The sequence below is a fragment of the Desnuesiella massiliensis genome (genome assembly GCF_001403615.1).
Lineage (GTDB): Bacteria > Bacillota > Clostridia > Clostridiales > Clostridiaceae > Desnuesiella > Desnuesiella massiliensis.
Genome location: NZ_LN879454.1, coordinates 421,363 through 434,856 on the forward strand (window position 1 = coordinate 421,363; position 13,494 = coordinate 434,856).

Genomic DNA, 13,494 nt, shown 5'->3' on the forward strand with positions numbered 1-13,494 from the left:
ATAACTTACTCTTTATAGGAGGATGTGAAAAAAGGCATTCTATAGGTTTCCCTACACCGCGCGTGGAGCCCCACGAGCGGCTCGTGAAAAAGAACACCTATGTTTTTCACATCTTCCTATAACTCATAAGCATTATGAAAGTCAGAGATAATAACACTTACATATTTTCTGCTGCTTATATAATAGTATACGATTTGAAATAGGAAATAGATTGTAAATATGTAAAATGAATTAAGATAAAATCCTATAGGAAAATTCATGATTTTAAACATGGTAAATAAATATGAATAACCTGCCATAGCGCCAAATATTAAGGGAGCAAAAAATATTAGCAGGAATTCTTTATATATTAGGCTCTTAAATTCAGCTTCACTAATACCTATCCTAGCCAGCTTAATGTATTTTAGCTTTTCTTCCTCAAATTCTGTATACATTTTAAAATAAAGCAGCAAAGAAGAGGCCATTAAAAAAAGAGAACTGACAAATAAGGATATAAAGTTTGAAAAGGCGCTATTCTTAACTCTAGAATTATATATTTCTATAGTAGAAAAGAGAGAAAAGCTACTATTACCCTTTGAGTATAGCTGTTTAGCTTCATTTGATAATTTGGAGTTTTCATCCTTAAGAGCAGCCTTCAGATTATAAATTAACCTATCAGTTTTTTTCCATTGCTTAAAAGTAATCATATGTAAATTACCTATGAAGTCTTTATTCTTAACCTTTTCGTACTCATCATCATTTAGAATAAGCATATAGTCACATAAAGGCAGATTAATAAAATTTAATTCATTGGCAATTATGTTAGCGCACTTAAAATTATAGGAAGTACTATCATTATTTATGGTAAAGATGCTACTTATAAAGCTTTCACTTAACTTAGCTGATTGGCTTATTTTCACTAAGGCAGCTTCTCCTTTTTTAACAGAGATATTTTTTAATTTTGAAGAATTAGAGGCTTTTATACTACTTTTAAATAAGGCTTCGTCTAAATTCTTTTGAGAGACTAGGGAGATGTATTTCTTATTAATATTTTTATTATCCATAAAGGAGTGGGAGTAGGTGTTAGAAAGTAAAAACTCAAGCTCCTTGCTTTGCGCTACCTCCGCTTTGCTTTCTTCTATGATGCCTTGAAGCTTTTCCTTGGAAATATTATTTATTCCAAATACCTCGGCATAGCTCATATCATAGGGATACATTTTATCTACGGACATCAATGATATTTCCCCAAAGGCATAGAAAAGACCTAAGCCAAATACAATGACTCCAATTAGAATACTACAAGAGAATATAATTTTTTTACTTCTATTAAATCTATAGTATATTTCATTGGTAAAGAGCAAGTTGTTGTAATATAACCGTTTGCTGCCTCTACAAAAATATAATATACCGCTTCCTAATTGAGAGATTATAAGATATGTTCCTGAGAGGCATAGTACTATAGATAAGGGGAGATATCTTACTATATTTTGTTCATAAGGCTCTCTTACTTTATAAAATATAAGGAGCATTGAAATTACCAAAGCAAAAATTCCTGCTAGCAGTAAGCTTGGACGATATTTTAACAGTTTATCTCTTTTACGGCCTTCTTTAATAACTTCAGTGAGATCCAATCTATTGATAAAAGCTACAGAGCTTATTAGAACAACTGCAAATATAATCAGAAACAGCATAGCAGTAGCTACGTAACTCTTAAGGTTATAGTGATGAGCTATTTTTTCAAATTTAGAAATCTTCATGGTTAGCACAAAGAATAGCTTAGTAAGTACAGTTCCAGATATAAGACCTAGTACTAAAGCAGAGGCGGTAATTAGTATGTTTTCAATGAAGATTAAAAGCAGTAGTTCCCTTTTAGCCATACCTAGAGTAAGAAAAACACCGAATTCTTTGCTTCTAGACCTTACAAAATAGCCCTGACTATAACTAGTAAAAAGAATAGCAAATAGGATTACTACAAGTATTATCATAACCATTACTGCATTTAGGGATTTATCTTGTTGGAGATAAGGGATGAAATCCTTGTTGTATTTTAAGTCTAGCAGTACAAATAAAAAGGCTATGGTGAAGCAATTACATAAAAACAAGGATAGATATTTTTTACCATTATATTTAAAATTCTTAAACACTACAGTGCTAAAATTCACTGCTACCACCTCCAAGGAGGGCTGTGCAATTAAGTATTTCATTAAAGAAATCTTTTTTGCTCCCTTTTCTTGCTATCTCTAAATGAAGCTTACCATCCTTTATGAAGATAACTCTTTTACAAAAGCTTGCGGCAAAAACATCATGGGTAACCATGAGTATGGTGTCTTTTCTTCTTTCATTTATATATTCAAAGTAATTCATTATGGAGTTAGAAGCCTTAGAATCTAAGTTACCCGTAGGTTCGTCTGCAAATAAAATCTCTGGATTGTTTACTAAAGCTCTTGCTATAGCAGTCCTTTGCTGCTCGCCTCCGGACACTTCATAGGGATATTTGCTTATTACCTTTTGCAAATCTAAGACTTTTATTAGGTTATTACAGGTCTCTTCCATGTATTCTAGGGATTCTTTTTCTAACACCATAGGCAGCAAGATATTTTCTTTTAAGGTTAGACTATCTAACAGGTTAAAGTCTTGGAAAACAAAGCCTATGGTCTTTCTCCTAAATTTTGAAAGCTTATGGCTATCCAAACTGTTTAAATTTTTTCCTGCTATTTCAATATCACCAGAGGTAGCCTTGCTCAAGCTGCTTAATATATTAAGCAAGGTGGTTTTCCCACTGCCGGAGGGCCCCATAATTCCTACAAATTCACCTTTCTGCACCTTCATATCTATGCCGTCAAGGACTAGGGTACCCTTGGTATTTTTATCCTTGCCATATATTTTTCTTATTTTATTAGCTTCAAGTATAACCATTATTTTACCTCCCATATATAGATAAACAACTTCAACTATTAATTTATACATGAACCATAATCACTTAAAGCTGTGATTTTGGAACATGTGTAAATTAAGTTTTCTTAGTGTTTATCTAGTATAAGCATATTTTACTATGAAGTGATATATGGAGAAATTGAAAAGCCTTAAAAATACCTTACATTAATCTTACACTTAATCCTCTGAAACATAGGTTATAGTAGCTACTGTACCCTTACCAACCTCTGAAGTTATTTCTAATTTTTGATTAAGCTTTTCAGCTGCTACAGAGCACATATATAATCCAATGCCAGAAGAGTTTTTATGTAATCTTCCATTGTCACCAGTGAAGAAAGGGTCAAAAACTCTATTTAAGTCGTGAGGAGGTATGCCTATGCCTTCATCAATAATTTTTAAAGCAATATAATATTTCTGGTGTTTCTTTAGTTTTTCAGCCTTAATGATGATATATTTAGTGTATTCTTTAGAAGAAGAATATTTTATGGCATTAGATATGATTTGCTCTAAAATGAACTCATTCCACTTTCTATCAGTTAATATAATAAGATTTTTATCTTCTATTTCAATTTTAGGAAATATGTTATTGTAGATAAATAAGTTTTTATTCCTTTTAAGAATTGTATTTAGGCTGTCTAGTAAATTCACAGAACAGGGTACATAATCCTTAGAGAAATCTTCAATCCTCATCAAGTTCAGAAGGTTTTGTAACCCTTGATAAATAACACTATTTTCTTCTTTCAAAGAGTTTACATCTTCCTCAGTAAGTTTACCATTGTGTTCTCTTTGCAGTATCAGATCTATAACTGTCACTGGGGCTTTTAGGTTGTGAATCCACTGAGCTAGAAATTTATTTTTTAAGTTGTAATTTATTTCTTTATCACTTAGCTGTTTTATATAATCCTTATGAATTTTATCTATTGATTCATTGATCCTCCTTTGCTCACAGCTAGAGGCAATAGATTTGCAGTTAAAATTATAATATTGAAACCATTCCCTTGCTCCGTATAAAGCTAGTAAAAATATGCTAATGATCATGGGATATAGGAGCTCTATTTCATGATCAATGGTGCTATAGTAAAATAAAAATATAAGGAAGGTGTTTAAAGATAATATTATTCCTAGGGGAAGAAGCTTGTCTTTTATAAAATTAAGTATAAGTTTTCTATTCAAGATCTTCACCCTCTTTATCGTCATTGATTTTTGCCGTATCCAGGCTATAGCCTACGCCTCTCTTGGTTTTGATAACCTCATGCAATCCAAGCTCCTTTAATTTCTGTTTAACCCTCGTTACGTTAACCGTTAGGGTATTATCATCTACAAATATATAATGCTCCCAAAGCTCGGATAGGAACTCTTCCCTTTTTACGATTCTACCCCTGTTTTCAAGCAGAACCTTCACTATTTTAAATTCATTTTTTGTAAGCTCAATGCTTTTTTTCTCATAGATTAAGATGAAGTTGTTTTCATCTAAGCAAAGGTTAGTGCTATTATTGACTTCTAAGGAGTCCGTGTCAGTGCCTGCTTTTCCTAGTCTTCTAAAAATTGTCTTGATTTTTGCGTGGAGAAGTTCTAGAGCAAAGGGTTTTGTTATATAGTCATCAGCTCCTAATTCAAGGGCCATTACTTGATCCATGGTGCTATCTCTTGAGGATATTATAATTATGGGAATATCCTTTTTGGCCCTCAAGGCCCTGCAGATATAAAAGCCATCATAGTATGGAAGATTTATATCCAGCAACACCAAGTCAACCTCTGCAGCTTCAATGTGTTCTATAATATTTTTGAAATCATCAGTAGATACCACTTCATAATCATACTTTAGAAGCTCCTCTTTAATTATCCTTCTAAGCTCAAAGTTATCTTCAACAATAAATATCCTATGCATATAATAAACCTCTTTTCTAGGCATAAATTCATCATACGGTACAATACAATTATATTGAATTAACTATGGAAAGAAAATAAAAAATTACTTAGTTTTTCCTATAATGACAATGAAGCATAAATAAAAAGTCTCTCTAAGCTTTAGGCTAAGAAAGACTTTTATTATGAATTTAAAACCATATTTTCACTAAAAGACCTATACAGACTAAAAGTATAACTATTCCGGACACTCTTGTAAGTTGAACCCTCAGCTTCGTTGTTTCTCCCTCTCCATTGTCTCTATAGTTTATCATTTTTTCAGGATATCTTGAGTAAAGATATGCTAAAAAGCCTATGCCAATAATAACTGTAGAGAGGAGTAGCTTTGCTATTATTTCCAATACCATATCCTCCTTACATTATTACCCTACATTTATCTTTAAAAATCTCAGCCAATTTTCCAGCGTTTTTATTGCTAATAGAAAGCCTTACTTTAATTTTGCCTTCATGGCTTATTTCAACCCTTTTCCTGTTAAAAAACCCTTTAGCCTTTGATATTTCAACATAATTTATTTCTCCATAATTTAGTTTTAGATTGCATATGTCTATAAAATCCTCAGAAATTAAAATAATACTGCTGTTTATAAAAGAAATAACCCATACACAAATAATAATAAAAATCAAGTAAACTATATATGCATATATATATTCCTTAGTGATTATGAAATAGATTGAGCGAGTTTTATTCCAAATAGAAAAAGTCTCCAAAACAACCATGATTAATACCCATATTCTCCAGCCTGGTGAAAGTCTTTCTACTGAAAACAAAAACTTAGGCTTAGCATTTTTATATTTATGATATCTTATAGCTTTAGATATAGGAATAGCTAAAATCATAAGAACAAATAAAAGTATTAGTAAAAGTACCTCCCATAAAACGTTTTTAGTATACATTGTTAACTCTCCTTCAAATACCCTTATTAATATATTATATTTGTTTTAGTAATAGGATCTACATCTCGCCTTGATTTTCTCAATAATATTCAAATAATCCACCTCCTTCATAATTTACATTAATTATACAGTATATTATACTGCATAACAAGGTGGTGAAGTGATTATAATAGGTTAATTAAAACAATATTATTATCTTTACATCTTTTTTTGATAGTTCTCTCATGTTTACTTCAATTATCTTCAATTCTTGTAAATGAGCGTAGTTGTATCATGTACTGAAAAAAGAAAAATCCTTCTTTTAAAATTAAATAATACGGTATTAAGAACTAAATATCTCCAGTATAAAATAATGAAATTTACATATAATATTGTTGTTAAATAATACTATATATACAGGGAGGAATCATATATGAGACCAGAGAAAATGAATACACCTAATCAAGGAATTAAATGTGTTGTTAATAGTTGTCACTATTATATGTCTGGTGACCATTGTAGTGCATCACTGATAGAAGTTCAACCTAGAAACGCAAATAGTACGCAAGAAACAGACTGTGCAACATTTATTCCTCACGGTCAAGCATAACTTTTATCTTTATATTAAGAAATATTTATTCTATAAGAGGATGTGAGAACATAGGTATTCTTTTTCACGGGCCGCTCGTGGGGTTCCAGGCGCGGTGTAGGGAAGCCTTATAGAACACTTTTTTCACATCCTCCTATAAAATACCGTATTATTCAGAAGCTAGGTAGAAAGATAAAAAAATCTGTCTACCTAAGGGAGTATATCAATCTGAATAATACGGTGCTTTTCTGTCTTAATTTAAAAACATATTGACAAGCATAATAAAAACTATTAATATAGTATGTATAAGTACTATATATAGTAAATAAAAACGCATATTTAGAGGGAGTAACTGCCTGCTTGCAGGAATTAAAGTCGTCAATGCGGATTATATATCCCGGCTTTAATAACTATAGATAAACAAAGTTTAGTGAGACTCTACAGCTAGTTTAGACTAGTTGTGGAGTTTTTTATTTTACAGAAATCATAATAAATTTCTTTATGGAAGTTTATTATAAGAAACTCATTAAAATAAAAATATATGGAGGGATAATATGAATTTATTTTACAAGGACTCCTCAGAAGTGGTTATGGAAAAATTGGGAGTCACAAAGGATGGCTTAAACAATGAAGAGATAAACAAGAGAAGAGGTCAGTATGGCTTCAATGAATTGGTAGAAGGGGAGAAGAAGACTGCTCTTCAGGTTTTTCTAGAACAATTTAAGGACTTTTTAGTGTTAATATTAATAGGAGCCGCAGTAATTTCAGCCTTTTTAGGTAAATTTGAAAGCACCTTGGTTATCCTAGTGGTGGTAATCATCAACTCTATTTTAGGGACAGTACAGCACATAAAGGCAGAAAAATCCCTTAGCAGCTTAAAGGCATTGTCTTCTCCGGTGGCAAAGGTTTTTAGAAATGGGCAAAAGCTTGAAATAGCTTCAAGAGAAGTGATATCAGGAGATATATTATATTTAGATGCAGGGGACTATATTAGTGCAGACGCCAGGATAATTGAAAGTTATAACCTTCAAGTAAATGAAAGCTCCCTAACAGGAGAGTCGGAAAGCGTATTGAAACAGGTTGAGGCAATCAGTGGAGACAATATAGCTCTTGGAGATAGAAAAAATATGTTATTCTCAGGTAGCTTTGTTACCTATGGAAGAGCCGTAGCTGTGGTTACTGCTATAGGAATGAAAACTGAAATAGGAAATATAGCAAATCTTTTAGAAAGTGCTAAGGAAAAGAAAACACCATTACAAGTAGCTCTAGATAGCTTCGGCAAAAAGCTTGCTATAGTAATACTTATAATATGTGGAATCATATTTGCTTTAAATACTTTTAGAGGAAACTCCCTGATAGATTCTTTCATGTTTGCAGTATCTTTAGCTGTAGCTGCAATACCAGAGGCTTTAAGCTCCATAGTAACTATAGTGCTTGCTTTAGGTACTCAAAAGATGGCCAAGAAAAATGCCATAGTGAGAAAGCTGCATGCCGTAGAAAGTCTAGGAAGTATATCTGTAATATGCTCCGATAAAACTGGTACTTTAACACAGAACAAAATGACAGTGCAGAAGCTTTTTATAGATGGAAAAGTGGTAGAGGCTAAGGAATTTAATGAAGAGAATAAGCTAGAGAAAAAGCTAGTAACCATGTCTCTTTTATGTAATGATGCTGTTACTATAGATAAGAAAGAGATAGGAGATCCTACGGAAGTAGCCTTAGTAAATTTAGGTGAATTATATAGTCTTGATGAATTAAAGCTTAGAGAAGAGTATGAAAGAGTGAAGGAGCTTCCCTTTGATTCAGACAGAAAGCTCATGAGCACTGTAAATAGGTTAAGAGGAACTACACTTATGATTACTAAAGGAGCCTTAGACGTTATTTTATCTAGGGTTATAGGTATGGAGACCTCAGAAGGCATCAAGGAAATTGACAGGGAATCCATAGAAAAAATAAATAGAGAATTCTCTAAACAGGGACTTAGAGTTCTAGCCTTTGCTTATAGAGGCTTTGAAGAACACAGAGAATTAAATATTGAAGATGAGAAGGATTTGGTATTCCTAGGGTTAGTTGCTATGATGGACCCGCCAAGAGAGGAATCGGCCATAGCCGTGAAGGAATGTATTGAGGCTGGCATAAAACCAGTTATGATTACAGGAGACCACAAAATAACTGCTTCTGCCATTGCAAAGAAGGTTGGTATATTAAAAAATGATAAGGAAGCGATTGAAGGCTTTGAGTTAGATTCCCTAACAGATGAGCAGCTAAAGGAAAGAGTAGAGAATATTTCTGTATATGCTAGAGTATCTCCAGAGCATAAAATCAGAATAGTAAAGGCTTGGCAGGAAAAAGGCAATGTGGTTGCCATGACAGGAGATGGAGTAAATGATGCCCCGGCACTAAAACAAGCAGATATAGGAGTAGCCATGGGGATAACAGGTACAGAGGTAGCCAAAGACGCAGCTTCTATGGTTCTTGCAGATGATAATTTTAAGACCATAGTAAAAGCTATCTCCAATGGAAGGAGTATTTATGAGAATATAAAGAACTCCATTAAATTCTTGTTATCAGGAAATACCGCAGGAATCATGGTGGTACTATACGCATCCTTACTAGCATTACCAGTACCCTTTGCCCCAGTGCATCTGCTTTTTATAAATCTAGTAACAGATAGTCTACCAGCTATCGCCATAGGCTTAGAGCCTCACAATAAAAATGTGATGAAGGAAAAGCCAAGAGGAAGGAATTCATCACTATTAGATAGAGTCTTTGCTACGGAGGTTATTATTGAAGGATTTTTTATAGCCTTAAGCACCTTAATAGCTTTCCATATAGGTTTATCCACTGGAAATACCTTAACAGCAAGTACTATGGCCTTTGCTACCCTATGTCTTTCAAGGCTAGTCCATGGCTTTAACTGTAGATCTAAACAATCCATATTTAAGGTTGGAGTGTTTTCAAATAAGTATGCTTTGATTGCTTTTTTACTAGGATATTTATTCTTGAACTTGGTATTAAGAATAGCTCCTTTAATGAAGATTTTTGAAGTGGCATCTCTAAGCAGCAATGAATATATGATGGTAAATGCCTTGGCATTCCTGCCTTTGGTAGTGGTACAGTTATATAAATTGATTTTTGCAGATAGAAAGAGATAGTTTTAATGTGGAAGGAAGAGAAGTCTTTCCATATCAGTATTATGAGGAATTAATAAAATATAGTTATGATAAGAGCTTATGCAATGAATTTTGCATAAGCTCTTATAATTAGATAAACATAGACTTTTTCAGATGATTGAGAGAAAAGTTTTATTATTCCTTTGCTTTTAAGCGAAAGCTGCAGTGGGAAAAATAAATATGGTAATCGTTAGAATTAGGTAAGGTGAAATATATATTTGAAGAAGGAGAATCCAAGAACAGTAGGTTTATTATTATTAGGTATTGGTATATAATAATATATAGATAATTTTTCTTTAGGAGGAATTTAGTATGGAAAATAAAGAGAATAGCTTATATGATCTTTTTAAGAATTATTCATATAGTCAATTAAAAACTTTATTTAAAAATGCAAAAACAAAAGAAGAACAAGATTTTTATATGACTTTATCAAATCTAGTATTACAAAAAGAACAATCGAAGGTAATAGGTAGATAATATGCCAACTTATACAATTTTTGCAGGCGTTAACGGCGCTGGAAAAACTTCAATATATAAGTCTATATATTATAATGAAAATAAAGATGAAAAAAGAATAAATACTGATGAAATGGTAGCTAGAATTGGCTCGTGGAAAGATAGCAACCTTCAAATAAAATGTGCAAGAGAAGCAGTAAAATTAATAAAAATGTATATTTTAGAAGGGATATCTTTTAATCAAGAAACAACATTATCAGGTAAAAGTATGATTAAAAATATAAAATTAGCAAAGCAAAATGGATTTTATGTGGTTATAAATTATATAGATGTAGAAAACCCAGAAGTTGCAAAAGAAAGAGTTAAATTTAGAGTTAATAATGGAGGACATGGAATTCCAGATGAAGATATAGAAAGAAGATATTATGATTCCTTAAACAATTTAAAACATGTTATTGAAATATGTGATGAAATAAATATATACGACAATACAGAAATGTTTAAAGAAATTATTGATTTTAAAAATGGTAGTATTATATGGATAGATAAAAAAGTACCATCATGGGCTAATGACATATTACAAAATAGCTAGTAAAATGGATTGAGTTTTACTAGCTATATTTATATGCAAATATAGAAGAAACTTGAAATTTAGGGAGTTAGCTTTAAGTATTAATTTATACATGATTTGAAATTACCTAATGCTGTTATTTTCAAACATATATAAGTTAGGATTTTCTAAATAAACCCTATATTAAACTTATATAATGAGTGAAAATCTTCTTGTCATGGAGGCTTTTAGGGATTCGTCTCCACCATTATGTAACAACACTCCAGCTTTTTTCATATATTAGGTATAATAAGTGCTTGGGGAGTGTATTATTACGAGCATAATCAGCAAGGCTCTATATAAAATTGCTATAGAAGGTGGAGGCATAGTTAAAAAGAAATTTAACAGGGATGCCCAAAACTGCAGAGCAGTAAACGAAGAAGTATTATATAAGATATTGAAAGCAAATTATAATAGTGAGATAGGGATTAAGCTTAAATTTAAAGATATAAAGTCTAGAGAGGATTTTAAAAAACAAGTTCCATTAACCGAATATGCGTATTATGAGAACTATATAAGGCGAATGGCAGATGGAGAAAAAAATATTTTAACAAGCAAAAATATAGAATACTTTGGTCATACATCAGGAACTACAGGAAAACAAAAGTTAATTCCCTTTACTAAAACTAGCAGAAGGATTGCTTCAAAATACATGGCATTGCTTATGAATAAATTTTCTTATGATAACTTTAAAGAAAATTGGAATTATGGAAAAGGTTTAATGATAGCTGATATAGTTATGACAACCTATACTAAAGGCGGAATACCAATATGTTCTGCTACTTCTTGCGGTATGAATGCTATAAGGCATATACTGCCATACTTATACACCTCACCGATAGAAGTTATGAGAATAAAAGATAAGGAAACTGCACTTTATCTTCATCTGCTATTTGCACTAAAAGAAACCAGACTTTTATATATTAATGGAATTTTTATTTCCAGTATACTAGATTTATTTAGAGTTTTAGAAAGCAGACATAAAGACTTAGTTAGAGATATAAGAAGAGGATATATAAACAGCAATCTAAATATTGATGAATACACAAGAAAAAAACTAAATAAACTTCTTTCTCCTAGTGCCAGTAGGGCAGATAAATTAGAGGAAGAATTTAAAAAAGGGTTTAAGGGTATTAGCAGAAGAATATGGCCGAGTTTAACCTATATTGCAACAGTAACTGGAGCCAATTTTTCTATATATGATGATAAAGTAAATTATTATACTGATTCATTATCTATTTACTCGCCAGCCTATGCTTCTACTGAAGCTATGATTGGAATTAATCCTTATGCAAATAAGATAAGATATGTAATTATCCCTGACACTGCTTTTTATGAATTCATTCCTGTTAGAGAAGGAAATAATGATAGTCAACCTACCCTTTGCTTAGAAGAATTAAAAATAGGAGAAAAGTATGAAATAGTTATTACTAATTATTCAGGTCTTTATAGATATAGAATGGGTGATGTTATTAAGGTAGTTGGTTTTTATAATAATTGCCCAGAAGTTGAATTTTTATATAGAAAGAGTCAGGTATTGAATATGGTATCTGAAAAGACTAATGAAGAGCATTTAACTAATGCCATAAGAGGTACAACAAAAAAGTTGAATTTAAGCTTAGTGGATTATACTACAATGCCTGATAACTCAATTACACCCGGAAGATATATTTTTTACTTTGAATTTAAAAATGATATGCCTGATTATAACATTAAATTATTAGAGGAAACATTAGATAGTGAAATTAGAAATTCGAATTTAGCCTACGATAGAGCTAGAAATAATAAGAAATTAAGTATGGTAAAAGTAGTGCTTTTAGCATCAAACACTTTCAATTTAGTAAAGGAATCTTTATTTAATAAGGGGATATCAAAAAACCAAATTAAGATTCCAAGGGTTATAGTTAATAATAGAAATATATTAAATATTATTAATGAAAATAAGATGTGAAAGTAAAGTCAATAGGTCAGTGGTTTTAAATATTATAATTAAAAATAGTAGCTATCCATTTGCGTATGGGGCCGCTATTTTTTTGAAATTTTTTCTGTAAGTAACACTATTAAGGATTGCCTTATGGTGCTTTTTGTTTTAGTTTGCTTACATCCTATTTTTTAAAATTACAATATTAAAATTCTACGTTATATCCGTTACCACTTGCAGGTGATTGAGCTTACCCAGTTTAAATATCCAAAAGTAAATAGTATAATTAAGTAAATAATATATCCTGATTACAACATAGATTAGGAGGATAACAAAATGAAATACAAAATATATATTGTAGAAGATGATTTATCAATAAGTACTTTATTGCAAGAATATATAGATAAGTATGGTTTTGAGACCAGAGCAGCAGATAACTTTGAGGATATTATGATTGGCTTTAATGAGTTCAATCCAAACTTAGTGTTGCTGGATGTTAATTTGCCAAAGTTTGATGGTTTTTATTGGTGCAGAAAAATAAGACAGCAATCAAAAATCCCTATAATATTTATATCAGCAAGGGACAGCGGAATGGATCAAGTGATGGCTTTAGAAAGCGGAGCAGATGATTATATAACTAAACCTTTTTATTATGATGTTGCTATCGCTAAGATAAAGAGTCAAATAAGAAGAGCCTTTGGTGACTATGCTGCCAGATCAGAGGAAAGAATCGTTGAAATTGATGGTCTTAAGTTTTATCCGGAAAGATCAGAGGTAGAATTTAAAGATGAAAAATTAATTATAGCTAAAAGGGAAGGTATACTGCTGGAATGTCTTATGAGTAAATATCCTAAAATTGTGGGAAGAGATTTGCTTTTAGAAAAGATATGGGATGATTTGGAGTTCGTAGAGGAGAACACTTTAAGCGTTAATATTAGCAGAGTACGCAAAAGATTGCAGGCTTTAGGAATAGATAATGGGATAGAAACAATAAGAGGGTCAGGTTATAGATTAAATAAAACCTGGCAGTAGG

12 protein-coding genes are annotated in these 13,494 nt (G+C 31.5%); 6 read left to right on the plus strand and 6 right to left on the minus strand.

Features of this window, described 5'->3' with window-relative positions:
* Nucleotides 1-116: 116 nt before the first annotated feature.
* The 6 genes from BN2665_RS05705 to BN2665_RS05730 form a co-directional block, all read right to left on the minus strand.
* Entirely contained in the window at nucleotides 117-2,141 is a 2,025-nt protein-coding gene (locus tag BN2665_RS05705; protein WP_055666151.1) for an FtsX-like permease family protein, read from the minus strand.
* A complete protein-coding gene (locus BN2665_RS05710) occupies nucleotides 2,131-2,895 on the minus strand; it encodes an ABC transporter ATP-binding protein (protein ID WP_055666152.1) in 765 nt (254 codons plus the stop codon). The genes BN2665_RS05705 and BN2665_RS05710 overlap by 11 nt, the downstream gene beginning before the upstream one ends.
* A 195-nt stretch (nucleotides 2,896-3,090) precedes the next feature.
* Complete coding sequence (locus BN2665_RS05715) at nucleotides 3,091-4,086, minus strand: sensor histidine kinase (RefSeq protein ID WP_055666153.1); 996 nt, start codon at nucleotides 4,084-4,086, stop codon at nucleotides 3,091-3,093.
* Nucleotides 4,079-4,801, minus strand: a complete 723-nt coding sequence (locus tag BN2665_RS05720) for a response regulator transcription factor (RefSeq protein ID WP_055666154.1) — start codon at nucleotides 4,799-4,801, stop codon at nucleotides 4,079-4,081. The genes BN2665_RS05715 and BN2665_RS05720 overlap by 8 nt, the downstream gene beginning before the upstream one ends.
* A gap of 169 nt (nucleotides 4,802-4,970) precedes the next feature.
* Nucleotides 4,971-5,180 (minus strand): hypothetical protein, encoded by a 210-nt coding sequence (locus BN2665_RS05725; RefSeq protein WP_055666155.1) that lies wholly within the window; start codon nucleotides 5,178-5,180, stop codon nucleotides 4,971-4,973.
* 13 nt (nucleotides 5,181-5,193) lie between these two features.
* Nucleotides 5,194-5,733 carry a hypothetical protein gene (locus BN2665_RS05730; RefSeq protein ID WP_055666156.1) on the minus strand — a complete coding sequence of 180 codons (540 nt, stop codon included), beginning with the start codon at nucleotides 5,731-5,733 and terminating at the stop codon, nucleotides 5,194-5,196.
* 412 nt (nucleotides 5,734-6,145) lie between these two features.
* Here BN2665_RS05730 and BN2665_RS26180 point away from each other — a divergent pair, with 412 nt between their 5' ends.
* From BN2665_RS26180 to BN2665_RS05750, 6 genes are all read left to right on the plus strand, one after another.
* Nucleotides 6,146-6,322: a DUF1540 domain-containing protein gene (locus tag BN2665_RS26180; RefSeq protein ID WP_074042229.1), complete on the plus strand. Its 177-nt coding sequence runs from the start codon at nucleotides 6,146-6,148 to the stop codon at nucleotides 6,320-6,322.
* Nucleotides 6,323-6,855: 533 nt separating this feature from the next.
* Nucleotides 6,856-9,456 (plus strand): cation-translocating P-type ATPase, encoded by a 2,601-nt coding sequence (locus BN2665_RS05735; RefSeq protein WP_055666157.1) that lies wholly within the window; start codon nucleotides 6,856-6,858, stop codon nucleotides 9,454-9,456.
* Between the two features lie 330 nt (nucleotides 9,457-9,786).
* A complete protein-coding gene (locus BN2665_RS27300) occupies nucleotides 9,787-9,951 on the plus strand; it encodes a hypothetical protein (RefSeq protein ID WP_195892663.1) in 165 nt (54 codons plus the stop codon).
* Nucleotide 9,952: 1 nt separating this feature from the next.
* Nucleotides 9,953-10,522: an ATPase gene (locus BN2665_RS05740; RefSeq protein ID WP_055666158.1), complete on the plus strand. Its 570-nt coding sequence runs from the start codon at nucleotides 9,953-9,955 to the stop codon at nucleotides 10,520-10,522.
* A gap of 298 nt (nucleotides 10,523-10,820) precedes the next feature.
* On the plus strand, nucleotides 10,821-12,491 hold the full coding sequence (locus tag BN2665_RS05745) for a GH3 auxin-responsive promoter family protein (RefSeq protein ID WP_479723329.1): 1,671 nt from the start codon (nucleotides 10,821-10,823) through the stop codon (nucleotides 12,489-12,491).
* A 306-nt stretch (nucleotides 12,492-12,797) separates the two neighbouring features.
* A complete protein-coding gene (locus tag BN2665_RS05750; RefSeq protein WP_055666159.1) occupies nucleotides 12,798-13,493 on the plus strand; it encodes a response regulator transcription factor in 696 nt (231 codons plus the stop codon).
* Nucleotide 13,494 lies beyond the last annotated feature (1 nt).